Below are 22,887 nucleotides of genomic sequence, written 5' to 3'. Positions count from 1 at the left end.
GTCGCGTAGCGACCCAACCATTGTTACATTATAGTTAGGTCGCTACGCGACGGGAATTGGATAGGAAGCGGGATTTTCTATAAACATTAGGTCGCTAACGCGACGGTTTGAACCTATCGATGGCAGGCCTAGAAAAATTTAGCTAGGTGAAGACCTGGTATGTGAATGTTGATTCAACAAAAAAGCCCGGCCACTTTTCAGCGACCGGGCCTGGCATATTATCTGTCAACTATAATTCAATTTCAGCGTCCAAGTTCGTGAAAGCGATTTCGCCGTTGTCATCCAACTCCATTAAGACAACGGAATCTTTCTTGACGTCGCCTGATAGAATACTCTTCGACAACTCGTTCAACACCCGACGTTGCAGTACGCGTTTCAGCGGACGGGCACCAAACTGCGGATCGAACCCTTCTTCGCCCAGTTTGGTCAGAGCTTCGTCGGTAGCATCAAGCTGGATACCGTTTTCGGCCAGACGTTTTTTGATTTCGCTGAACTGAATGTCCACGATCTTGCGAATGTTAGCCTGTGTCAGTGGTTCAAACATCACGATTTCGTCAATCCGGTTCAGAAATTCGGGGCGAATGGTTTGTTTCAGCAACTCCATTACGGCCGACTTCGCTTCTTCCAGCACCAACGAGTGGTTCCAGCCTTCATCTTCAGCAAACTTTTCCTGAATCAGGTGACTGCCGATGTTGGACGTCATAATGATGATCGTATTCTTGAAGTTGGCTACGCGACCTTTGTTGTCAGTCAGGCGGCCTTCATCGAGCACCTGGAGCAGGATATTCCATACATCCGGATGTGCCTTTTCTATTTCATCAAGCAGCACAACCGAGTAGGGTTTCCGACGAACAGCTTCGGTCAATTGACCGCCTTCATCATAACCAACGTAGCCCGGAGGGGCGCCGATTAAGCGGCTTACAGCGTGGCGTTCCTGGTACTCCGACATGTCGATCCGTATCATCGCGTTCTCGTCGTTGAACAGGTATTCGGCCAGCGTCCGGGCAACTTCGGTTTTACCAACGCCTGTTGTACCCAGGAAGATAAACGAACCAATAGGCCGTTTTGGGTCCTGCATACCAGCCCGGCTCCGACGTACCGCGTCGGAAACGACTTCAATGGCTTCCTGTTGACCAGCCACCCGCTTACCCAGTTCTTTCTCCAGATTAAGCAGTTTTTCGCGGTCGCTTTGCAGCATTTTCGATACCGGAATTCCCGTCCATTTGGCTACTACTTCGGCAATGTCTTCGGCGGTAACTTCTTCCTTTAGCAAAGTGCGTGGTGCCTGGTGCATGGAGTTCGATGCGCCCTGCTCCGCGCTCCCTGCTCCCTGCAATTCATTCAGCTTTGTTTCAATTTCAGGAATCCGGCCGTAACGAATCTCAGCTACTTTACCGTAATCGCCGGAGCGTTCGGCCTGTTCGGCTTCAAAGCGCAGCTGATCGAGTTGCTCTTTCAGCGTGCGTCCTTCATTGACCGATGCTTTTTCGGTTTCCCACTTGGCCTGCAGGTCGTTACGTTGCTCAGTCAGGTCAGCAATCTGCTTATTCAGCGACGTTTCCTTTTCCTTGTCATTCTCACGACGGATAGCTTCGCGCTCAATCTCCAGCTGCATAATCCGCCGATTCAACTCGTCGAGTTCTTCCGGTACTGAGTCCATCTCCAGCCGTAACTTAGCCGCAGCTTCGTCCATCAGGTCAATGGCTTTATCAGGCAGAAAACGGTCGGTAATATAGCGTGTCGAGAGCTCAACGGCCGCAATTACGGCATCGTCTTTGATCCGAACCCCGTGGTGTAATTCGTATTTGTCCTTGATACCGCGCAGAATCGAAATGGCATCGGCCATATCCGGCTCATCGACCATAACAGCCTGAAAGCGACGCTCTAACGCTTTATCTTTCTCAATATATTTCTGGTACTCTTTGAGCGTAGTAGCCCCAATCGTATGCAGTTCACCGCGCGACAGCGCTGGTTTGAGCAGATTGGCCGCATCCATTGCGCCTTCGCCACCTGCTCCTGCGCCAATCAATGTATGAATCTCATCGATGAACAGAATAATCTGCCCGTCAGAATCCGTCACTTCTTTGATAACGGCTTTCAGACGCTCCTCGAACTCGCCTTTATATTTGGCGCCCGCAATCAGCAAACCCATGTCGAGGGAGACGATGGTTTTGGTTTTCAAATTTTCTGGTACGTCGCCCGACACAATCCGTTGAGCGAGTCCTTCCACTATGGCAGTTTTACCAACACCCGGTTCGCCAAGCAGAATCGGGTTATTTTTAGTACGTCGGCTTAGAATTTGCAGCACCCGCCGGATTTCTTCGTCGCGTCCGATCACCGGGTCGATTTTACCCGTCCGGGCGCGTTCGTTCAGGTTTACGCTGTACCGCTCTAACGACTGATATTTTGCTTCTGCGTTTTGGTCTTTCACCGAATTTCCTTTTCTAAGTTCAGTGATGGCCGCTTTCGTTTGTTTTTCGTTGAAACCGGCATCACGTAATAACGTTGCAATTTGATCTTTGCCCGCCATAAGTCCCAGCAGCATGAGTTCAACACTTACAAATTCGTCGCCGAATTCTTTCGTAATGTTGCTGGCTTTAGCTAAGGCCGCGGCTGTATCATTAGTCAGGTAAACGCTTCCATTGCCTCCCGTCACCTTCGGGTATGTTGTGAGAATAGCCTGTAAAGCGCTACTGGTATTCTGTAAATTGATGCCAAGCTTTTTAGCAATGAAACCAATTACGTTTTCATCTTCCGACAGAATCGCCTGGAGTAGGTGACCTGTTTCAATGGCTTGCTGGCCGTTGCCGAGAGCGATTTCCGACGCCTTCTGCACGACCTCCTGTGCTTTGATGGTGTAATTCTTAAAGTCCATGACCGTTCAGGAATAAATAATGGGTTTGACGGAATAACGTAGCAGATACAGTGAGCTTTGATACACTGCACATTACCGTTCACTCGTACTTATTAACAAATCACGGGCCGGGGTGTTTTTTCGGACATTTTGGCTTGTTTTGCAAGTATTAGGTAACTTTTTGCGTCAAAATGGCAATGTAAATGGCTAATTTGACTGGTGTCTGTTCGTAGCGGTATTTCACAACAGATTCTATAGTAAATGAAGATGCGTATTATAAATGATTGGAGCTTGTATCAGCTGTAGTGGCATACCTACGGCATGACAGAATATATATAACTCTCATTGTCTATCAACATTGGATCGCCACGCGATCAAGTCAGTATTACAATTAATCTTCTAAATGGCAGGGGTATTGCTTGTCGCCTTATCCTTGCCCTATGAAGGGGCCAGTCTGGGATGGATTTTTCCCCTTCATAGGGCGGGGGTAAAAGGTACGTGGCACAAAAAAGCCGCTCATTAATTAATAAGCGGCTTTTTTGTTTTTGTCAACAAAGTTTAGTCCAGACTTTCGGCTTCGATCGGTTTCATTCGCTCGCGGGCGATTTCGGCCTGATGTGGTTCACTGGTTTCGAACGGCCCTGCCAGTACTTCGGCTTCAGCATCATTGACTACGTATCGATCATACGCATGAAATTTGCCCTGCGGGAGCCAGTAGGCCAGCAGACCTGCGTAAGCAACTGCTAATACGGCGGCTGTCCAGCCAACAATAGGCTCCTTTTTCCATTGACGCGTAGCAATACCGCCAAAGCCTGCCACAAAAGGAAGCATATACCACGGATCGTTCAGACGGCGAGCAATGAAATAACCCGCTCCCGCTGTTGCACTCAGAATGCCCGCCGATACAGGTTCGTCGCGTTCCTCCTCCGATTCCCATAAGTTGAGCGTTAGTAACGTATTTGGCGTGCCGACAACCGTAGCGGCCGTCAGCCAGCCAGCGTACAAACTCACCGGAATGCGCAGAAACCGTTCGGGTGCCGGAACATCCGTCTTACCAATTTCCAGACTCTGGTGCAGACCCAACGCAACCGGCAGATTAAACTTGGTCGTCAAGTCAGAGATAATGATGCTCTGTGGGTCGTTTTGGGAGAAGAACCGGCCAAAAATACCATTGAGTATCCAACTGGCCCACCACCAGGGTTGCGCTTTCTGATAACGCGGATTGTGCTCCTCCGATGGCAGGGCCTGATGAACCAGTAGGGCCGCCAAGCCTGTATAGATGGTCGACCAGACTACGCCAAATGCCCAGCCTGCCGGAACAATCTGATTTTTTTCGAATACCTGTTCGTATTCAACCGGTACGTCGTATTCGTATTCCGAACCTCCCTGACCGGACTCATGTCGTTCCCGACTTTCCCGCCGGGACTGACTACTCGATACGGTTGTGTAGATAATACTGCCAACCGCAAACACAGCCGTGGCAATACGCCAGAATGATGAGTTTTTCATAAGTGAATCAGAGACGCTTATTAAGCAACAACTTCTTCCTCCAGCTCTTCTTCCGACTCGTTGATTACCGCTCCAGCCTTCGCTTTTGTGGTTTTGTAGGCATCAACTACAGAGTCGACCACATTATCGAACACCGACGAAAGGGTATCTGAAATCGAATCCCCGAATGATTTGGCTTTGTAACGATAACGGGCGCGGTCCAGCGCATTTGTATTGGCGTAGGCCAGGCCCAATGCCACACCGGCTAATACGGCAATGCCGATACCAATACCCCAGGCTATAGTTGACGATTCCTCTTCGGCTTTCGGATCGGGTTTCTGTTCCATCTTATTTCGCATCAGCGAGGCCAGCGCTTCCTGAGGGGCAACGTAGGCCATCACTTCATACGATTTGTTCTTCAGGCCACCCGGAACAATTTTTGATTTACCAGCCATGAGTGCGTCATAACCAGCTTTGGCTACCATAACCGGGTCCTGTACCTCATCCGTTACCTTTGTGTTTTCGGCACCGGCTTTATTGAAAAAGTCCGTGTCGGTCGCATTGGGGAGTAAGGCCGTGATGCTTACGTTCGTGTCTTTCAGTTCGTTGGCAAGCGACTGCGTGAAGTTATAAACATACGCTTTTGTGCCTGCGTAAACAGCCATCAAAGGCGATGGCGTGATAGACAGCAGGGATGCCAGATTCAGAATTTTTCCCTCGTTACGCGCCAGCATATCGTACAGAAACAACTTAGTCATCTGTGTCAGTGTCAGTACGTTGAGGTGAATCATGGCTTTTTCACGCTCCCAGTCGGTATCGGTAGCAAACAGACCATAAAGCCCAACTCCGGCATCGTTCACTAGCACATCGACCGTAATGCCCTTTGCTTTGACCTGATTATACACGTCCTGGGCGGCATCTTCAGAGGATAGGTCTTTGCCAATGACGGTTACCTGCTCCGTGCCATAATTATTCTTGAAGACTTCTCCTAACCGGTCTAATTTATCGTCGCTACGTGCCACCAGTACTAAATTGTACCCATCTTTTGCGAAGAGTTTGGCAAGTTCCTGCCCAATTCCGCTGGATGCACCGGTAATGAGAGCTGTTTTTCCTGTTTCTGCGTTCATAGCTTTTACATCGTTGGTAACTAAACGTATTGAACCACCTTCGTTTAAAGTTGTTTTGATTATTTGCTTATTCACGCATTTATAATTTGCGGGTTTGCTGTGAAAAATTGACCACCAGATTATCAATATTACTTCTGAAAGACTATGAAAACACCGTGGATATTTTCTGTCATTATTGGGTTGTGCGTTGGCTGTTCGTCCTATCGAATCGTGCGGAATGAAGTTGATAAAACAGCGAACTGGTCATCGTACCGTACGTTTGCCTTTATTGATACAAACCGCATAGAACCAACGCCCAATGAAACGTATCGGACGGCCATGGACCAACTCAAACAGGCTGTAGCAGCCGAACTTACGAATCGAGGTTACCAGCAGATAACTACCGCCCAGACCGGAACGCATCCTGATTTGCTAGTCAATATTGGTGGTATCATCAATGAAAAGACGCAGACGCGTCCAACAACGATTTATGAAGCTCCGCGCTACATTGGTCAGCGACGGTACCATTGGCAGAGTCAGGATGTACCCGTTGGTACGTATAAGGAAGGCACTGTAAATATTCACATTGTCGATACCCGGCGTAATGAGTTGCTGTGGGATGCTGCCGTTTCGAGCGTATTGCGTAAAGGCAACGTAACGCCTGATCAAATCCGTGACGGTGTCAGCCAGTTGTTTACCAAATTTCCTGGAAAAGCGTCCTGAATGTTAGGCTGTTAAGTGCTTATTCGCCAATGGAGATGCTGTACGTATTTGCTTTTGAGCATTAACCTGCTTGGGTTTGAGTTCTTTGTGCACTAGAAATTGACCAGTGGGCAATTCTGATACGCCAAATACGTAGCGAACGTATCTGAGTTTGACCGCCAGAAGTGCTACTCGCTCTGGATACAAGCCGTTTTTTACTGAACATACTCTTTGGCCACGTGTTGTTCACTAATAGTTACTGTATTATAGCCATGTTGGCTGCGCTCAACGATGTTACTGCCTGATTCTACTGAGGAAATCAATAGGCTACAAGCCTTACGAGGTTATGATATCCTGGATTCCCTGCCCGAGGATGATTACGATCATATTACCAGCCTGGCTGCTCAAATTTGTCAGTCACCCATCTCATTAATTAGTCTGGTTGATGAAAAACGACAGTGGTTTAAGTCTGCTCAGGGACTTGCAATGCGGGAAACGCCCCGCCAGTTCTCCTTTTGTGCCCACGCCATTCTCAATCCCAGCGAGCCTTTACTCATCTCCGATACCCGGCAGGATGTACGCTTTGCCAGTAATCCCTTCGTCATGGGAGAACCGCATGTCGTTTTTTATGCAGGTATACCGCTAACCGATTCGGATGGCTTTGCCTTAGGCTCGCTGTGTGTTCTTGATAACAAGCCCAGGCAATTGACTCCCGAGCAATTGACGGCCTTGCAAACCTTAACCAAACAGGTAGTCAATTTGCTTGCCTTACGTAAAGCCAACAAAGAACTTCAACAAAGTGAACAGCGCTATCGAACGCTGGCCGCCGAACTTGAAGCCCAGGTCCTAACGCGTACCCAGGCCCTCAAAAACGCCAACGATCAACTTCATAAAGCCAATGAATTATTAACCCAGGCAAATCATAACCTGCAACAATTTGCTTCGGTGGCCTCTCACGACTTACAGGAACCTCTGCGAAAAATTCAGTCGTTTGGCAGCCTCCTGCAAAACCAGTATGCCGACCAACTGGGTGAAGGTCGCACCTATCTCGACCGGATGCAATCGGCGGCCAGTCGCATGTCCGTTCTGATCCGGGACTTGTTGAGTTATTCGAGAATCTCCGCTCTCCATGACCGTCGCCAACTGGTTTCGCTCTCAGCCATTGTCCAGACAGTGCTGGTGGATCTGGAGTTGGCAATTGCCGAAGCGGGGGCAACTGTTCAGGTGGACGCTCTACCTGATATTCTGGGAGATGCCGTTCAGTTGGGTCAACTCTTTCAGAATCTGCTAAGTAATGCCCTCAAGTTTAGCCAGGCGAAAACGTCTGCTCCTTCGTCATCAGCAATTCCCAAAGTTCCTGTTATTCAGGTTCGTGTTCAAACGCTCCTGGCTAAGAATTTGCCTGTAGCGGTAAAGCCAGCACTTTCGGCCCCGCTTTACTTCCGGATTGATGTAACCGATAATGGTATTGGTTTTGAACAGAAACATGCTACCCGAATCTTTCAGGTCTTTCAACGGCTACACGGTAAAAGCGAGTTTGCCGGTACGGGTATCGGGCTGGCTATCTGTGAGAAAGTGGTGACCAATCATGGGGGGGCTATCACCGCTACCAGTCGGCTTGGTCAGGGAGCAACCTTTAGTATCTATTTACCCAACTAGATAAATTACGTCTCCCGGAAAGCGTGGAAAACACTCTCCGGGAGACGTAGCAAGCCCGTAGGAGGATAGTAGCAATTAACCAAGTGAACAACTGGACTGGTTTTTTCGCTGGTTCCAGACTTAAGCACAACTGTATGGAGTTTGATAGCAAAACCATTTTTATCAACGACTTAGACTGGAGTCTGGCCTTCGAAATTGTAATCAGAACCTTGATTATGTTTTCCCTTATCCTGGTCTTTTTACGATTAACCGGAAAGAAAGGAATTCGTCAACTGTCCATCTTTGAAGTGGCCATTATTATCGGTCTAGGCTCGGCTGCGGGCGATCCCATGGTCAATAGCGACAACGCCATACTGCCAGCTTTACTGGTTTTTATCACTATTCTGGGGCTTTACCGGCTCATTACCTGGCTGGCCGCACGTAGCGAACGTTTCGAAAGTCTGCTGGAGGGTGATCCCGTTTACATTATTGAAGAGGGGCAATTTGTGCTGCTGAATGTTAGCGAGCATACATACGCCAAAGATGAATTTTTTGCCGAGATGCGTCAGCAAAACATCGAGCATGTGGGCCAAGTACAGACGGCCCTATTGGAAACCAATGGCCAGATAAGCTTTTTCTATTACGCTGATGAGGAGGTCAGGCCTGGCTTACCCATCTTACCCAAGATTTACCACCAGAAGAGCAACTTGCTTTCGCAAGCGGGGCAATACGCCTGTACAACCTGCGGACTGGTTGAATCAATTGATAACCAGCGCCATACGTGCCCGCGCTGTCGGCAAAGTGAGTGGGTAAAAGCGATTCACACCAGGCGACGAACCTAGTTAAATGGAGAACTGCATCACTTAACGATCAGAACTTTTCTCGTCAACCCCAATAAAGGTATTGTTAAACAAGGTCAACATATCTGTCTAGAGGCCGAGTAACGGATGGATGTGATGAAAATTGTGGGCGTAAACCCACACAAGTGGGCAAAAAGATCACCATCTTCTAGTAATGTTTGTGCATGTGCCAGTAGATAAGATTCTGATTTTTAATTATTTACATTTAACTATTCTTGTTGGCATAATTTGGGATAATTAATAGACGGATGGTTTTTTAACTTCAGTTGTTCACTGCCTTTGGCGCAGCTTTATTATAGATCAGTTATCATTTCACTCAACGTTACGAAAAACAGAAAAACAAGAAAAGCCCGGTTCAACACCGGGCTTTTCTTATAAGCTTACTTTTTGAGCTTAACAGTCCTAAACGATTACTCCATATCTTCTGCTCGATCGCTTATCGTTTAGGGAGTTTGTTCTGAGTGATTGCTCGCTGCTGATTTGATTTAAAGCGCGCATTATCGACGGCCGATAAAGCCGCGTGTTTCGTTGTTCTGCCTTGTACACGGATGCGCCACCTTCGCCATGAGGATGGCTTTAGCTCGGCACGCATAAGCTCAATAACCTGTTGCTCTGACAAACCAAACTGAGCCTGGATAGCCTCAAAGGGTGTTCGGTCTTCCCAGGCCATTTCAACAATACGGTCCAGATCGGCTTCCGGAAAAGAGGATATGCGTTGGGTTATTTTCATACTCAGACAACCCATTTACTGTGTATTTGTTAGTCGTCAGGAGCGGCCCCACCGATTTGGCAGGAGCGAACCAGTCAATTTTTTCTTCAATTGGGCTGCAGATTTAAAAATCGCAATAGGATAGTGGCTAATTAAGAATATCCTTTTTGCCTAGTACGTTGAAGTCTCTACAAGCTGCCTCAGCTTTAGGAGCGATCCCAAAAAGCAGGAGGGGCAATGCCAAGGGTACGTAGGTAGACATACGCCTGAGCCCGGTGGTGAATCTCATTATCAATAACGTAGAGGATGAACCAGTAAATGGTGCCTTCATACTGACCAAAAGCTACATCTACTTCCTGAAAATGAGACGGCTGAATTTGGGGCCAAAGCGTATTAATCTGCTCTGTCACCTGATCCCAATGGGCCAGCACCTGCTCTTTTGTACTTGTTTGCAGAGGCTGAAAGTTATCCCACCGGCCCGAGACAACGCCTTGTATACCCAGCGACGACATGCCCATTATTTCTGCGATCAGTTCCGAGCAAGGCCGCATTCCACCTAGGGCATACGAAAAGAACTGATCGGCAGGATACGCTTCAATCAGTTTGCGGGTGAGTCGGCGGTGACCTTGCCAATGGTCGAGCAGTTGCTGGGCTGAGAGGACCGTCTGGTCAAGTGCTGATTCGAGTTGTTTTGTGTTTTCCATGAATAGACAAGTTTGCGTTTGACAAGGCATTGACTACACAAAGAAAACAAGGATAGGTGACAGCCCTATGTCAGTAGTGAATGCCTTCAACCGGAAATAATTCATGGGTATTGATGGCAATGTTGGCGCGCCTACAGTTCAAGTCCCATTCGATTGACGGTCTCAAAGAGCGTTGTCAGAAATGCACTGAAAAAATAGCCCGTTGAACCAACCGCGACTATCAATACGAAAATGATCAGTAAAACTACCACGAGTCGTAGTAATTGATTCCGGAAGGAATAGGGTAGTTGTGTCGGTTGGTAAGCAGACATAATCGTTGATACGTAAGGGTATTGAACCGTAAAGTGAGAATCTGTTCGGGGCGCTTTTGCACCAATCAATAGCAAGTGCAGCGGGTTTGCGATTTTTTCTGAGCCACGGGCGTCTGTTTCCTGTTCTGGTGAATCCCCCAGTCAATCGCTCGTTGAATGGCCTGCTGCGGGATGAGCCCCTGCTTCCTATAAGCATCGGCTTTATCCATGATATCCTGAATTGATGGGTAGGTTTTGTGCGTCATACAATCATTAAACGGGAATTCGCTCTATGTTTAATTGTTTCCGTAGACTTTTTATCGATAACTTAGTCACTGAAAATTGATACTAAAATTCAGAAATCTATTATTCGGAGTATTATTTACTTTACCATAGGAGTAAATCAGTTTGAGAATTGTCCTTGGCTCATTGTGATTCACCGCTACCAGCGAACTGTTCGATAAAGTTGCTGTTGAGAGCAGTAATGAAGACCGCTTAGTTAATAGACATCAAACCCTTAGGCTTTACCTTCGGCAACCTCTTACTTTAGAGTAGTCTACTGTTCGTGTGAAAAACCAACTGGATCGGTCTCTGGCTACGCCCTTCTGGTTATTTTTGTGTTTAAGCTGCTCTTTCCCCATACCATGAATCAACCTGTTTTCCTCTCAAATCTGGCCTCACTTCGTGGTCTGGTGGCTGTGCTAGTCGTTCTTGTGCATGCCCATGGGTTACTCCTGCCTCTGATGGATACCACCCAAACCGCCTTCATGACGACTTCCCACATATTGGTGGATTTCTTTTTCATCCTAAGCGGATTTATTTTATCCCATGTATACGGCCATCGGTTTCAGCATGCGTTTACCAGGCTTACGTATAAGCGGTATATGCAGGCTCGTTTCGCCCGAATTTATCCACTTCACCTTTTTACGCTGATCTGGGCACTTATCCCCGTTCTGCACATTATGTCAACAAAAGGATTGCCCGAGGAAGCCAGAGCCAACTACGATCCTCGATCCATTCCAACTTCACTGTTGCTTATCCCTGCTTCACCCTGGCACGAATTTTACCCTCCTAACGGCCCTTCCTGGTCTCTGGCTACCGAGTGGTGGGTATACTTTATATTTCCGCTGCTGGTGCCGGTTGTTTTCCGGTTAAAGCGTATGGGCAAGCTTATCATGCTTCTTCTGATTCTGGGCCTGTATGCGTGTATCATGTATTATCTGGTGCCTACCTTTAGCAGTTCAGCTCATTCGGGAGAGGGGATGATCAATACGCTGGATATTTCGGGCGATTTCTCGCTCTTACGCTGTCTGGCTGGTTTCTGCCTGGGCATGCTGGTCTACGAACTGTATCGGCAACAGTGGGGTAGACGATGGCTCAAATCGAGCTGGGTGCTTGCTCTGGTGGGGGTGGGTATGTTCATAGCCATGCACCTGGGTATGCATTCGATTGCCCTTATTTTGGTGGCGGCCCTGCTGATCTTATCAGCTTCCTATAACACGGGCTACGTGCATCGTGTGCTTAGTAGTAAGCCTTTACAGCGATTAGGGGATTGGTCGTACTCGATCTATATGATCCATGCCCCGCTTATTCTTACCTACTATGCGGCTATGCTTTGGGCAAACCCGGACCTGGTCAATCAATCCGAAGAGGCAGCAGGTACGCCCGACTACGTATTTGGCTGGATTGGAGATGGAATATTCGTATTAATTACACTGCTTCTATCGTCGCTGACGTACCGGTTTATCGAACTGCCCGCCCGAACTTTCTTAAACGCTCGCTTCCACATTCAGCGTGCCGAACCGGTCAATGTAGGTATGTAAGCCGCGTTTTAGGGAGATTTTGGACAGGTAACCCGGCCAATTATTTCTTCACTATTTCACTTAATTCTACACGTCATTCTCAGAGAATTTTCCCGTCGAATGCGGTAGTAAAAGGAAGCAAAAAAAAGAGCTTAAGGAAGGCTGGAGAATTCAACTGGTGCGCTGTCAGAGAATTACGAATACTCAGCCCTGACAACCCACCAGTTGAATTTTACTTGGCGATCACCTTCAGGTCGATTTTGCGTAGCGTTGGTCTGGCAACGCGGGAAGTATCCCGAAAGCTTACGCCCGTTCCCCGACCAATCGCATCGACACGCAGGTAATTGATGCCATACGACACCAGTTGCTGTTTGATCTGATTGACTCGTTTGAACGAAAGTGCCCGGTTTGTTGTGCCGCGCATGGCATCGTTTGCATAACCGACCAATTGTACCTGCAATTGCGGGTACGTCTTCAGTAACGTAGCTAATTCACCGATAGTGGCCTGCGAGCCCGGGGTTAGAGAAAGTGAACCCGGTATGAACGTAACACCCGGCAGTGCAAAGACCCGGCCTTTCGGCAGCATGGCGTTCGTTAAATACGGGGTCATTACCTGCGTTAGGCCACTGGCTGTTGTCGCAGCGGGGAGAGTAACGGCCGCTGTAGACATCGATTTGGGGGGCGTTTCTTTCGGAACAGCCAGGGATCGCGTAACAGTATCCGCCTGAATCGTGTCGCTGGTGACCGTCGTGACGTCGCTTACATTTTCCTGACCGTTTGAATATTTTTGGGTATTCTGGTAGATGTAGTACCCACCAGCGGCCAGCGCTACAACCACCAATGCGCCAAATCCCCACTTGGTCAGGGCTCCATTGTCAGTGTCCGAGTCGTCGGCATAGTCATAACTTACAGCCGGACGGGTTGCCGTGGCTACCGGACGGGAGGACGTCTCAACGGTAGTCCGACGGGCTGGAACAGCTACGCCCGCAATGACCTGCTGTAGTCCGACTTTATCTATCAGGCGAGGGAGAAATTCTTCCGGTACGGCGTTAACCAGCGCATCGCGTTCTGAAAACAACAGGGCTGCTAACCCATCGGCATCCAGTTTTCGGTCTTTTACCTGCTTCCCCAGCACATGCAGCACAATGGTAGTGATAAGGCCAAGCAATGAAATGGCCGACGAATTACGGATACCCGCATAGCTCGAAATCATGGTGCCGATTGAGCTTTTCATGGCCGGCAGCAAATGGCTTATTACGTCGTTGCCATGCGTAATAAGAGTGTTCGTCTGGGCAGGATCGCGCAGCGCATTGCTCAGATTGTCGATAAGTGCACCATCATAGCGCCCTTTCTGAATATGGTTAAAGAGCTGATTAACGCCAATCTCGCTGGTTGTTCGTTTCATCAGGCCCCCAACAATCGTATAGATAAGCCCATCAACGGCTTTGCTGGTTTTTTCGGTAGGTTCGTCGATATACGTAGCTATACGCGACACTACCTCCGAATTAAATACTTCAGTTAAATTGGCAAACAAATTCATATAGTGAACAAACTCGATCAGCAGCGTGAATCGGTGCTATTTCGCATCGCATAACCTGTAAAAGTCCCTCAAAGCACCTGACGAATACGTACTTCAGCCCAAATACAGACAGAAAGATAAATACTCTGGGGATAAAATTAGGCAAGGTTTGGCAAAGGTTTCATAAGCCCGACCAATTAAATTCCCGAATTTAACGCTTGGGCAATCGTTCAATAACCTCCTGATATTCCGTCTCGACGGCCCGCAGCCGATCCTGACAGAACGTAATCAACTCACCGGCCAGGCGAATCTTTCCGGGAAGTTCATCGAGCGGTATTTGCTCATTTTCAATCTCTTCCACCAACGTAGTAAGCTGATTATAAGCGTCCTGATAAGTCATAAAAAATAAGTCATTTGTCAATAGTCATTAGACATTAGTCATTTCGCTTCGCTGTCATTGGTCATTGGCTGACAGTACTAATGACCAATGACTACTGACTAACCAATACATTAATCGTTTTATCCTGCATCTGCACCTGAAGTGTTTCGCCGGGCTGCACATCCGCTGTCTGGGTCAGTATTCGGCCGTTACGTAACAGCAGCGCGTAACCCCTCCGAAGTACATTCGCCGGATCGAGATGACGTAGTGTAACGGTTTTTTCCGCGAGATCGGTATGGCGGTTACGGAAATAGATATGCGATACAAACCGCAGTCGGTCAGTTTCCCGGTCGAGGTGTTCGCGGGCAGTTTGCAGGGCTTCGCGGGCAACGATCCGTAACCGATCCCGCAGCAAAAGGCAGGTCTCTTCAAACTGCCGGTTATGCTCAATCAGAAAAGCGGCCGCTTTGGTCGGCGTTTTTACGCTTTGATGGCAGAGCATATCCGTGATGCTGACGTTACGTTCGTGACCGATGCCCGCCAGAATCGGAATATCGAATCCTGCAACGGTTTCGCCCATCAAATACGTATCGAATGAGCCAAAATCCAGTTGGGAGCCACCTCCGCGAACAATCACAACGGCATCGTACGCTACACCACTTTCCCGAATACGGGCCAGTTGCCCGCAAATGGCGCGCTCGGCCCCCTGACCCTGCACCTGCGTCAGAAATTCGTCGACTACAAACTCGTACCCGAACGGGTTCTGGGCCAGCTCGTGCCGGAAATCTCGCCAGCCATCGGAGTTCGGGGCTGTTATAAGCGCCAGCCGCTGCATGACCGTAGGGCGGGGCAGGAGCTGATTGGCCGTAATGTACTGACCGGCCTCAAGCCAGACCAGATCCGGGCGATCTTTAACCAGAGCATCCAGAACCGCCTGCCGTTCGCGTTCGAGATTGCCGAGTGTGTACGATGGATCGATCTTCAGAATTTCCAGCCGAAGTCCGTAAACCGGGCTATAGCTTACCCCTACAAATAGCAAAAGCTGAATATTACGGGCAAATGCTACTCCGGTTGCCTGCTCAAAATCGCGAATGGTATGATAATTCCGTCGCCAGATGCAGGCGTCCAGTTTCGCAATCGTTTCGCGACCGGCTGATTCACGTTCTACCAGTGTCAGAAAGCAGTAGCCGCGGTCGGGGTAATTCTTAATGTCACTCGTTTCGGCCACCACCCAAACCGCTTTCTGCCCGAACGCTTCGTCGATGACGGCTTCAAGAGTAAACGCTAAATCAGAGAGACGAATGGGAGACATAATGGAATGATTGAGTTGTTGAATGACTGAATTGGCGGACGCAAGCTGTTCTTATTTATTCAATCATTCAACAACTCAATCATTCAATCATTAAGGTTAAAGTCCTTCAAACTGACGGAGGAAGCGAACGTCGTTTTCGGTGTAAAGTCGTAAATCGTTTACAACGTATTTCAATTGGGTGATCCGTTCGATACCCATCCCAAATGCGAAACCGGTATATTCTTCAGGATCGATACCACAATTGGCAATGACCTGTGGATCAACCATGCCAGACCCGGCTATTTCGACCCAACCCGTGTGCTTACAGATGTTACAGCCTTTACCGCCACAAATCTGACACGAAATGTCGATCTCTGCGCTTGGCTCGGTAAATGGGAAATAGGACGGCCGGAAGCGAATCCGCGTGCCTGGCTCAAACATCTCTTTCACAAAATGATAGAGCGTGTCCTTCAAATCTTTAAACCCTACGTTCCGGTCAATATAAAGCCCTTCGACCTGATGGAATATACAGTGGGCACGTGCCGAAATTGTTTCGTTCCGATAGACCCGACCCGGCATGATTGACCGTATCGGGAGTTTTTGCCGCTCCATCAGCCGAATTTGTACGTTCGATGTATGCGTACGTAGCAGCATGTCGGAGGAAACATCCGTATCCATACTGGCTTTCTCCACGAAAAAAGTATCCTGCATGTCGCGGGCAGGATGGTTTTCCGGAAAATTCAGCGCGCCGAAATTATACCAGTCTGATTCGATCTCAGGCCCGTCGGCAACATTGAAGCCAATACGTTCAAAAATCTGAATAATCCGCTGACGTACCAGCGTCAGTGGGTGTTGTGTTCCGGTCAGATTGGGTATGGTTGGCAGGGTAAGATCCACAGGCGCTACGTTCTTGGTAGCGGCCTGCTGCTCTTCAACCTGCTGACTAAACGACTCAAATCGCTCCTGTGCGAAATTTTTCAGTCCGTTTAGTTCCTGACCGACAGCCCGGCGGTCGGTCGGTGGAACGCTTTTTAGCCCTTCGAAAAGTTCGGTTATTACCCCTTTGCGACTAATGAATCGCATCCGAAACTGCTCCAACTGCTCAGGCGAGTTGATTGTGTATTGCTCAATCTCCTGATGGAGTTCTTTTACTTTATCCAGCATGCACGACAAATTTTAGCTAGTTGCTCGCGCAAAGGTACGCAAAAACTAGGGAGAGCCCCGCTTTCTGTCAACACCAGACGTGCGGACATATTGGTAATATGATACATCCATCCGCAACCAATGCTCGTATATTAAATAGGCCCGTACCCTCACTTTGTTGATTAAGCGGTAAAATAATTTGAAAGGTAGGGAGTTATAAGGACAGGATAGCAATTGTTTGTACGCTCTAATTAGTAAGGTCTGATTCTTGCGGTGATTTCAATGGCTTTACCATGCGCTGCCTACCACCGGTATACAAATTAGTAAAGTAATATTCTGAGCATCAGTAAAGAAATCTCATAACTCATCAACCCGTTTGATTATGAATGCATTCACTAGCGAACCTATCTTTGACACAATGTCCATCCCCTTCCACAAAAGTGTGGAGAAAATTGCCGACTTGGCCAGTCTCCAAAAACTCCTGATTCCATTCTATGACCGTAAACGTACCGTTTCAATCGACGAAATTGTTCGTTTGGAAGGCGCTGGAAACTATACAAAATTCTTTCTGAAAGATGGTACAAAAATGCTGGTGTCCAGAACCCTGAAAGAATACGAAATACTGCTCGATAATCAGGCGTTCGTCCGTGTTCATAAATCATGCATTGTTAACCTTGGTTTTGTTCGTAAATTTTTCATCAAAAAAGAAGGCGAGTTAGAGCTGACAGATGGTCAGCAAGTGAAAATATCCCGTCGACGTGCGCAGGTATTTGTCGACCGTATCCGTGATTTTCAGCCATTTGCGCTGGTTTAGCCAGAATGGGTGCGATTTCCCCTTAAAAAGCAGAAAACTTACACAATGACCCACTACGTAGTTTTACGCAATAGGTCGGGTACATTCACTCAAATAATTCGATACAATAAGGATTAATCCTCTGATTGTCAACTGGTTGAATCTTGAATTCGGCTACTGGCGATCAGGGGATTTTTTTTGAGAAAGCCATCATAAGGTAGTTTTGTTCCATCATTTCTCGATAAAAACCGGCCCAAAACTATTCTCTATCATGGAAGCTACTATTTTCTCCTCCGTACAGTCAAATTCTATTGTTCCACAGTTTCCAGCTTCATACCAGCGTAATAATCAACGTATTGCTCTGCCTTACCTGAACCGCACCATTTTTATTTCAGTCGATGATATTCTATGTCTGCAGGGCGAAGGCAATTATACATTTCTATATACCCGCGACCGTAAGCGGTATCTGGTATCGAAAACCCTTAAAGAATTCGAAAAAACGCTGGATGAGTCGATGTTTCCACGTATCCATAAGTCGTACATTGTCAACCTGGCTTATGTACAGCGGAACATCTTCGGTAAAGATCATCAGGTTCGCCTGGCCGATGGACGGGAGGTAAGTATATCTCGTCGACGCATGAAAGCCATTTCACTGCAACTTTCTCAGTATTGGCAGCGGCTTTATAATTAAGTCACTAGTGTACTACGAAATATGGCCTTTGCAGGGGCTTAAACAACAAATAATGAATAGAAAACGCCACAGCCGCTGGAGATCGTCCAGCGGCTGTGGCGTTTTCGAGTTTTCGAATGGCCTAAAGAATTTTAAAGGCCAATGTAACCTGCCAGGTTTTCATGCCCTGGCTGAACTTGCCTGTGTTATCGCTGATTTGAGCAATCTCAGAAATATTGCCCTGATAACGAACATCAAGCCCAAAGGAGCCAATGTCGAGCCCGCCACCGAGCTGATAACCGTAATAAGCTTTCGACCAGGCATCATTGAGTGTTCCGCTGGTGTACTGATTCAGCGCGTTGCCCAGCCCCTGGTTATTATCGACACTAAACGAAACAACCGGCCCTGCCATAACACGGATAGGCCCGCCTTTGATACCTAATAAAAGCGGCACATCGAAACTGGTTGTTTTAACCGTTGTCGACTCTTTCTGTCCGTTCCGAATAATGTCAAGCGATCCGGCGCGGGTTGAATACAGGATTTCAGGCTGGATAAATAAATTCCGGCCAAAACGCGCATAAACACCAAATGAAGTTCCCGTGCGACTGTCGTAACTTTCGCTTAAGCTGTTGCGGAATGTCTGACCATCTACGTCGACCGTCGGTGAACCATTCGGGTTGGTACCCGTCTTCACGAAATTACCAAATGTAAGCTTGGATAGATTGACGCCCCCCTTGATTCCAAACTGAAAACCACCTTGGGCGAAAGTCAGCATGGGAAGTGCCGTAAGGGTAACGAAAAGCAGGATTTTTTTCATAATGGGTTGCATATAGATGCTGTTATTTGTTAAACGCAAATCGGTTAACTCCGGTACAAAACGCCAACTTATTTCGAGCGAATGGCGTTACGTTAATGGCGAATGTATACTCTGAAATGATAAATTGAAGCGCTTCCGGAGGCTTTGATTGTTCCGATCAACAGTAGTTTAATTGGACACTCAAATTCATTCTACATTCGCTATCTATTATTATCCATTACTTGCTGAATGGCCAAATTAAAGACCACCTATTTCTGTCAGAATTGCGGCCACCAATCGGCCAAATGGCTGGGACGCTGCCCATCGTGCGGGGAGTGGAATACGTTTGTTGAAGAACTTGTTCAGAAAGAAGAACCCGAAAAGGGGGATGGCGAAGCCCATCATCCGGACCGGGAGGGGTAAAAGTTGCAGCCAAACCGAAAGCGATCCATGCGATCAATTACGAAGAACAACCGCGAATTTACACCACCGACGGCGAACTGAACCGGGTTCTTGGTGGAGGCATTGTTCCAGGATCACTCGTGCTTATTGGGGGTGAGCCAGGTATTGGTAAATCAACACTTCTGTTGCAAATCGCCCTGAGTCTGGCCGGATTGCGTGTTTTATACGTATCGGGTGAAGAAAGTGAGCAGCAGATTAAGATGCGTGCCGAACGACTGGATGCTCCCACCAGCGATTGCCACGTAATGACCGAAACATCCACGCAGAATATCTTTCGGGTGGTCGAGCATTTCGAACCCGAAATACTTATCATCGATTCCATCCAGACGATGCAGTCGTCGCTTGTCGAATCCGGGGCGGGCAGTGTTTCGCAGGTACGCGAATGCACCGCCGAGTTCATGAAGTATGCAAAGGAAAGTGCGGTGCCTGTGTTTATGATCGGCCATATTACCAAAGAAGGTTCGCTGGCTGGCCCCAAGGTGCTCGAACACATGGTCGATACGGTGCTGACTTTTGAAGGCGACCGACACACAACGTACCGGATTCTGCGCACCACCAAAAACCGGTTTGGCAGCACCGACGAGCTGGGTATTTATGAAATGCTTGGTTCTGGGCTACGTCAGGTAACGAACCCCTCCGAAATTCTGATCTCCCAACGCGATGAGGCTTTAAGTGGTGTAACGATTGGGTCGATGCTCGAAGGGAACCGGCCACTCATGATTGAAACCCAGGCATTGGTAAGTGTGGCTACCTATGGCACTCCCCAACGTAGCAGTACGGGCTTTGATGCCAAGCGGCTGAACATGCTTCTGGCCGTTCTGGAAAAGCGTGGTGGGTTCCGGCTGGGACAGCAGGACGTATTTCTGAATATTGCCGGTGGGTTGCGGGTTGAAGACCCGGCTATCGACCTGGCCGTTTGTGCGGCTATCGTATCGAGCTACGAAGACGTTGCCATCCCACCTTCCGTGGCCTTTGCTGCCGAAATTGGATTGGGTGGCGAAGTACGGGCGGTAAGCCGGATTGAGTCACGTATCGCGGAGGCTGAAAAACTAGGCTTCAAGCAGATATTCATTTCCAAATACAACCTGAAAGGACTGGATACAAAAGGGTATAAAATCAGTATCAAAGCCGTCTCGCGGCTAGATGAGGTATTTCAGGGTGTGTTGATGTAAGATTTGATTGCAAATGAACAGTCAGTGCAGTCCCATTGGCTGTTCATTTGTACGTAGAGCGCCCCCCAATTTCAGAATTGTAAAAAAGTGATGGGCTTCGTGAAGCAGAAAAAACTCCGTCCAGCCCTCAACCGTCATTGGCCCATACGCTGGATGCAATCCAACACGTATCAGCTGTTCGCTCGGTAGCTCACTCAGGTAAGCGTTGAGTGCTTCCCGGCTACGTACCATGTTTTTCGTAAGCCCAGGAAGCGGAAGCAATGTCCAGTCAGCAAAACCGGGATCGTTGTCGGCAACGTAACGGCTAAAAACGGGCTTTTCCTCCGCCACGATCTGTTTCATTCGCGCCAGGAATACATCCTGATAGCGAGATAAATGGGCTAAATTCTCAGAGATAGACCATTTGTCAGACTGGGGGCGCTGGCGAATCTGGTCTTCAGTAAGTCCAGCCAGTAAGTGATGAAGCGCGTCGGGCTGGTTCAATAATCGATCAAGGAGTGGCTGCGTCATATCTGCGACTAGGTTTATGCGCAAAAATCGGTAAACGAAAATCCATAAAAAACCATTTTTCGTAGCTATGGTTAGTTTACTTGAAAACGATTAACTCAACAAAACAAATTGACTACGTTATGAGCTACATAAAAGCAGGTACGGATGCGTCCGGTAATGACATTAAACTTTTCTATCAGGATTTAGGTACTGGCAACCCCGTGGTGTTGATTCATGGATGGCCCCTAAGCCACGAAATGTGGGACTATCAACTGGCCGAATTACCCGCTCATGGGTTGCGCGTAGTAGCATACGACCGTCGGGGCTTTGGTAAATCGACCCAGACCTGGGACGGATATGACTACGATACTCTGGCCGACGATTTAAAAGCAGTGCTTGATGAATTGAATCTCCAAAACGTAACCCTGGTCGGATTCTCGATGGGTGGGGGTGAGGTTGCCCGGTATATGAGCCGACATGGTGGTGCCAGGGTGTCTAAAGTTGCCTTTATTAGTGCCGTAACGCCTTATCTATTAAAAACGGAGGATAATCCGGATGGGGTAGATCAGAGCGTTTTTGATGAAATCACGGAAAATATCAAAAAAGACCGGGCTGATTTTCTTCAAACGTTTGGCAAGCAATTCTACGGTGTGAGCCTGATCAGCAAACCCGTTAGTCAGGCGCATCTGGATGGCGATTTTGCCCGTGCGTATGTGGCTTCTCATAAAGCTACGCTTGATTGTGCCAATTCGTTCGCTACTACCGACTTCCGGGATGATCTGGCTCAGATCAACGTTCCGGCGCTAATTATTCACGGCGATGCGGACAAAACGGTGCCCATCGAATCATCGGGTGAACTTACGGCGAATGCCCTGCCGAGCGCACAATATATCGTTTATGAAGGCGAGCCACACGGTCTGTTCGTTACGTCAAAAGATCGGCTGAACGAAGACTTGCTTGCGTTTATTAAAGAAGGCGTTTCTGTTCGCGAACAGACTGAATCCACAACGGTTTATTAAGCGAAGTCAAACTGAAATCAAAAAGGGAACGCATCATGCGTTCCCTTTTTGATTTCAGACGATTATAATTGACGGTACGTTTTCACGTAGCCCGATGGTGTCTGTCCTGTAATCTCTTTGAACTGGCGATTGAAGTTCGATAAGGTGCGAAAGCCACTTTCAAAGCTAATTTGTGTAATATTCAGTTTGCCGCCGATAAGCAGTTTGCAGGCGTGCCCGATACGTACCTCTGAGACAAATTCCGAAAACGTTTTGTTGGCTCGTGTTTTAAAGTAACGGCAGAAAGCAGGTGGGGTCATGCCCGCGAGATCAGCAATGGTGTCGAGGCTTAGGTCGTCTGGAAAATGATCCAGTACATAATCGTGTACAAGCTGCATCCGGTCGGTTTCGGCGGGTTTCACCGTATTTGTATAACCCGGACTCGTCAGGTAGCGGTAATCCGTTGCGTGCGAGAGATCATTGAGCAGGGTAAGAAGGCTGATTACCCGCTCAAATCCGGCCGGCTGACGTACTATATGCTTAAGGGCTGTTTTCGTGCGGTTTCGTGTGTAACTTGTCCATTCCAGACCCTGCCGGGCATGATTGAACAAATGCCGTAAAGGAGCCATTTCCTGCTTCTCCAGAAAATCAGGTCCCAGAAAATCGTCCGTAAAGTAAACGACGATGCCCTTGGTCGCCAGATTGGATTGCTTGCTGAAATACGCCTGATCGCTGCGCCAGAGGTGCGGCAGATTGGGCCCTGAGTAAAACCAGATCGCCAGGGCCGAACGGTTTGATGGAGTCGCCAATAAATCGCGTACCGGTTCCTTCCTCCACCAGAAACAACTGATAATGCGGATGGAAATGCCAACTTGGATCAAAATGGGACTCAACAAGCTCCTTTACGGTGAATGAGGATCCAAGTGGTTCGAGATCTTTACGAAGCGCGTTTTTCATCGTATAGCTCTATTATTTTAACTGAAAAAGTTAAGTAATTAACGGTTATGAGTGAAAATAAAGTC

20 protein-coding genes and 2 pseudogenes are annotated in these 22,887 nt (G+C 48.1%); 8 read left to right on the top strand and 14 right to left on the bottom strand.

Translation table 11 applies throughout. The features are described 5' to 3' along the window. Nucleotides 1-229: 229 nt before the first annotated feature. The 3 genes from clpB to LN737_RS25185 form a co-directional block, all read right to left on the bottom strand. Nucleotides 230-2,875 (bottom strand): ATP-dependent chaperone ClpB, encoded by a 2,646-nt coding sequence (clpB, locus tag LN737_RS25195; protein WP_405513123.1) that lies wholly within the window; start codon nt 2,873-2,875, stop codon nt 230-232. A 537-nt stretch (nt 2,876-3,412) separates the two neighbouring features. Beyond that, on the bottom strand, nt 3,413-4,363 hold the full coding sequence (locus LN737_RS25190) for a TspO/MBR family protein (RefSeq protein WP_405513121.1): 951 nt from the start codon (nt 4,361-4,363) through the stop codon (nt 3,413-3,415). A gap of 20 nt (nt 4,364-4,383) precedes the next feature. Then, nucleotides 4,384-5,469 (bottom strand): SDR family oxidoreductase, encoded by a 1,086-nt coding sequence (locus LN737_RS25185; RefSeq protein ID WP_405513119.1) that lies wholly within the window; start codon nt 5,467-5,469, stop codon nt 4,384-4,386. Between the two features lie 144 nt (nt 5,470-5,613). Here LN737_RS25185 and LN737_RS25180 point away from each other — a divergent pair, with 144 nt between their 5' ends. The 3 genes from LN737_RS25180 to LN737_RS25170 all read left to right on the top strand — a co-directional run bounded on the left by LN737_RS25180 (nt 5,614) and on the right by LN737_RS25170 (nt 8,630). After that, nucleotides 5,614-6,171 (top strand): DUF4136 domain-containing protein, encoded by a 558-nt coding sequence (locus LN737_RS25180; RefSeq protein WP_405513117.1) that lies wholly within the window; start codon nt 5,614-5,616, stop codon nt 6,169-6,171. Between the two features lie 270 nt (nt 6,172-6,441). Continuing rightward, nucleotides 6,442-7,809: an ATP-binding protein gene (locus LN737_RS25175; protein WP_405513115.1), complete on the top strand. Its 1,368-nt coding sequence runs from the start codon at nt 6,442-6,444 to the stop codon at nt 7,807-7,809. 134 nt (nt 7,810-7,943) lie between these two features. Beyond that, complete coding sequence (locus LN737_RS25170; RefSeq protein WP_405513113.1) at nt 7,944-8,630, top strand: DUF421 domain-containing protein; 687 nt, start codon at nt 7,944-7,946, stop codon at nt 8,628-8,630. 454 nt (nt 8,631-9,084) lie between these two features. On the opposite strand, the gene LN737_RS25165 is transcribed toward LN737_RS25170, so the two are convergent. The 4 genes from LN737_RS25165 to LN737_RS25150 form a co-directional block, all read right to left on the bottom strand. Next, nucleotides 9,085-9,378 (bottom strand): TIGR03643 family protein, encoded by a 294-nt coding sequence (locus LN737_RS25165; protein WP_405513111.1) that lies wholly within the window; start codon nt 9,376-9,378, stop codon nt 9,085-9,087. Nucleotides 9,379-9,563: 185 nt separating this feature from the next. After that, on the bottom strand, nt 9,564-10,061 hold the full coding sequence (locus tag LN737_RS25160) for a DinB family protein (RefSeq protein WP_405513109.1): 498 nt from the start codon (nt 10,059-10,061) through the stop codon (nt 9,564-9,566). Nucleotides 10,062-10,192: 131 nt separating this feature from the next. Next, nucleotides 10,193-10,372, bottom strand: a complete 180-nt coding sequence (locus tag LN737_RS25155; RefSeq protein ID WP_405513107.1) for a hypothetical protein — start codon at nt 10,370-10,372, stop codon at nt 10,193-10,195. A gap of 65 nt (nt 10,373-10,437) precedes the next feature. Further along, entirely contained in the window at nt 10,438-10,617 is a 180-nt protein-coding gene (locus LN737_RS25150; RefSeq protein WP_405513105.1) for a hypothetical protein, read from the bottom strand. Between the two features lie 378 nt (nt 10,618-10,995). On the opposite strand from LN737_RS25150, the gene LN737_RS25145 reads away from it, so the two are divergent. Beyond that, nucleotides 10,996-12,174 carry an acyltransferase gene (locus LN737_RS25145; protein ID WP_405513103.1) on the top strand — a complete coding sequence of 393 codons (1,179 nt, stop codon included), beginning with the start codon at nt 10,996-10,998 and terminating at the stop codon, nt 12,172-12,174. Nucleotides 12,175-12,385: 211 nt separating this feature from the next. On the opposite strand, the gene LN737_RS25140 is transcribed toward LN737_RS25145, so the two are convergent. The 4 genes from LN737_RS25140 to pheS all read right to left on the bottom strand — a co-directional run bounded on the left by LN737_RS25140 (nt 12,386) and on the right by pheS (nt 16,506). Then, nucleotides 12,386-13,693 carry a DUF937 domain-containing protein gene (locus LN737_RS25140; protein ID WP_405513101.1) on the bottom strand — a complete coding sequence of 436 codons (1,308 nt, stop codon included), beginning with the start codon at nt 13,691-13,693 and terminating at the stop codon, nt 12,386-12,388. Between the two features lie 190 nt (nt 13,694-13,883). Further along, entirely contained in the window at nt 13,884-14,072 is a 189-nt protein-coding gene (xseB, locus tag LN737_RS25135) for an exodeoxyribonuclease VII small subunit (RefSeq protein ID WP_405513099.1), read from the bottom strand. A gap of 91 nt (nt 14,073-14,163) precedes the next feature. After that, nucleotides 14,164-15,363 (bottom strand): exodeoxyribonuclease VII large subunit, encoded by a 1,200-nt coding sequence (locus LN737_RS25130; protein ID WP_405513097.1) that lies wholly within the window; start codon nt 15,361-15,363, stop codon nt 14,164-14,166. Nucleotides 15,364-15,459: 96 nt separating this feature from the next. Next, nucleotides 15,460-16,506, bottom strand: coding sequence for a phenylalanine--tRNA ligase subunit alpha (pheS, locus tag LN737_RS25125; RefSeq protein WP_405513095.1), 1,047 nt, complete (start codon nt 16,504-16,506; stop codon nt 15,460-15,462). 361 nt (nt 16,507-16,867) lie between these two features. Between pheS and LN737_RS25120 the strand changes: the two genes are divergently transcribed. Both LN737_RS25120 and LN737_RS25115 read left to right on the top strand, forming a co-directional pair. After that, nucleotides 16,868-17,299, top strand: coding sequence for a LytTR family DNA-binding domain-containing protein (locus LN737_RS25120; protein ID WP_405513093.1), 432 nt, complete (start codon nt 16,868-16,870; stop codon nt 17,297-17,299). 250 nt (nt 17,300-17,549) lie between these two features. After that, nucleotides 17,550-17,969: a LytTR family DNA-binding domain-containing protein gene (locus LN737_RS25115; RefSeq protein ID WP_405513091.1), complete on the top strand. Its 420-nt coding sequence runs from the start codon at nt 17,550-17,552 to the stop codon at nt 17,967-17,969. Between the two features lie 121 nt (nt 17,970-18,090). Here the strand turns inward: LN737_RS25115 and LN737_RS25110 are convergent, their stop codons facing one another. Then, complete coding sequence (locus LN737_RS25110) at nt 18,091-18,765, bottom strand: porin family protein (protein ID WP_405513089.1); 675 nt, start codon at nt 18,763-18,765, stop codon at nt 18,091-18,093. Nucleotides 18,766-18,993: 228 nt separating this feature from the next. Between LN737_RS25110 and radA the strand changes: the two are divergent. Beyond that, nucleotides 18,994-20,378: pseudogene (gene radA, locus LN737_RS25105) on the top strand (DNA repair protein RadA). Between the two features lie 21 nt (nt 20,379-20,399). Here the strand turns inward: radA and LN737_RS25100 are convergent. Then, complete coding sequence (locus LN737_RS25100) at nt 20,400-20,888, bottom strand: DinB family protein (protein ID WP_405513087.1); 489 nt, start codon at nt 20,886-20,888, stop codon at nt 20,400-20,402. A gap of 119 nt (nt 20,889-21,007) precedes the next feature. On the opposite strand from LN737_RS25100, the gene LN737_RS25095 reads away from it, so the two are divergent. Then, a complete protein-coding gene (locus tag LN737_RS25095; protein WP_405513085.1) occupies nt 21,008-21,886 on the top strand; it encodes an alpha/beta fold hydrolase in 879 nt (292 codons plus the stop codon). Between the two features lie 62 nt (nt 21,887-21,948). Here the strand turns inward: LN737_RS25095 and LN737_RS25090 are convergent. Beyond that, nucleotides 21,949-22,822, bottom strand: a pseudogene (locus LN737_RS25090) (AraC family transcriptional regulator). Nucleotides 22,823-22,887 lie beyond the last annotated feature (65 nt).

This window comes from Spirosoma sp. KNUC1025 (assembly GCF_045160025.1).
Classification (GTDB): domain Bacteria; phylum Bacteroidota; class Bacteroidia; order Cytophagales; family Spirosomataceae; genus Spirosoma.
The sequence above is the reverse complement of the archived record's forward strand: the minus strand, read 5'-3'. Positions and strand labels throughout refer to the sequence as shown.

Excerpts from the sequence above, each read along its gene's own strand:
- LN737_RS25145 (WP_405513103.1), top strand. The coding sequence starts at position 10,996 with ATGAATCAACCTGTTTTCCTCTCAAATCTGGCCTCACTTCGTGGTCTG.
- pheS (WP_405513095.1), bottom strand. The coding sequence starts at position 16,506 with ATGCTGGATAAAGTAAAAGAACTCCATCAGGAGATTGAGCAATACACA.
- LN737_RS25115 (WP_405513091.1), top strand. The coding sequence starts at position 17,550 with ATGGAAGCTACTATTTTCTCCTCCGTACAGTCAAATTCTATTGTTCCA.
- LN737_RS25130 (WP_405513097.1), bottom strand. The coding sequence starts at position 15,363 with ATGTCTCCCATTCGTCTCTCTGATTTAGCGTTTACTCTTGAAGCCGTC.
- LN737_RS25110 (WP_405513089.1), bottom strand. The coding sequence starts at position 18,765 with ATGAAAAAAATCCTGCTTTTCGTTACCCTTACGGCACTTCCCATGCTG.
- xseB (WP_405513099.1), bottom strand. The coding sequence starts at position 14,072 with ATGACTTATCAGGACGCTTATAATCAGCTTACTACGTTGGTGGAAGAG.
- LN737_RS25120 (WP_405513093.1), top strand. The coding sequence starts at position 16,868 with ATGAATGCATTCACTAGCGAACCTATCTTTGACACAATGTCCATCCCC.
- LN737_RS25165 (WP_405513111.1), bottom strand. The coding sequence starts at position 9,378 with ATGAAAATAACCCAACGCATATCCTCTTTTCCGGAAGCCGATCTGGAC.
- clpB (WP_405513123.1), bottom strand. The coding sequence starts at position 2,875 with ATGGACTTTAAGAATTACACCATCAAAGCACAGGAGGTCGTGCAGAAG.
- LN737_RS25160 (WP_405513109.1), bottom strand. The coding sequence starts at position 10,061 with ATGGAAAACACAAAACAACTCGAATCAGCACTTGACCAGACGGTCCTC.
- LN737_RS25095 (WP_405513085.1), top strand. The coding sequence starts at position 21,008 with ATGAGCTACATAAAAGCAGGTACGGATGCGTCCGGTAATGACATTAAA.
- LN737_RS25185 (WP_405513119.1), bottom strand. The coding sequence starts at position 5,469 with ATGAACGCAGAAACAGGAAAAACAGCTCTCATTACCGGTGCATCCAGC.
- LN737_RS25155 (WP_405513107.1), bottom strand. The coding sequence starts at position 10,372 with ATGTCTGCTTACCAACCGACACAACTACCCTATTCCTTCCGGAATCAA.
- LN737_RS25150 (WP_405513105.1), bottom strand. The coding sequence starts at position 10,617 with ATGACGCACAAAACCTACCCATCAATTCAGGATATCATGGATAAAGCC.
- LN737_RS25190 (WP_405513121.1), bottom strand. The coding sequence starts at position 4,363 with ATGAAAAACTCATCATTCTGGCGTATTGCCACGGCTGTGTTTGCGGTT.
- LN737_RS25175 (WP_405513115.1), top strand. The coding sequence starts at position 6,442 with ATGTTACTGCCTGATTCTACTGAGGAAATCAATAGGCTACAAGCCTTA.
- LN737_RS25180 (WP_405513117.1), top strand. The coding sequence starts at position 5,614 with ATGAAAACACCGTGGATATTTTCTGTCATTATTGGGTTGTGCGTTGGC.
- LN737_RS25170 (WP_405513113.1), top strand. The coding sequence starts at position 7,944 with ATGGAGTTTGATAGCAAAACCATTTTTATCAACGACTTAGACTGGAGT.
- LN737_RS25100 (WP_405513087.1), bottom strand. The coding sequence starts at position 20,888 with ATGACGCAGCCACTCCTTGATCGATTATTGAACCAGCCCGACGCGCTT.
- LN737_RS25140 (WP_405513101.1), bottom strand. The coding sequence starts at position 13,693 with ATGAATTTGTTTGCCAATTTAACTGAAGTATTTAATTCGGAGGTAGTG.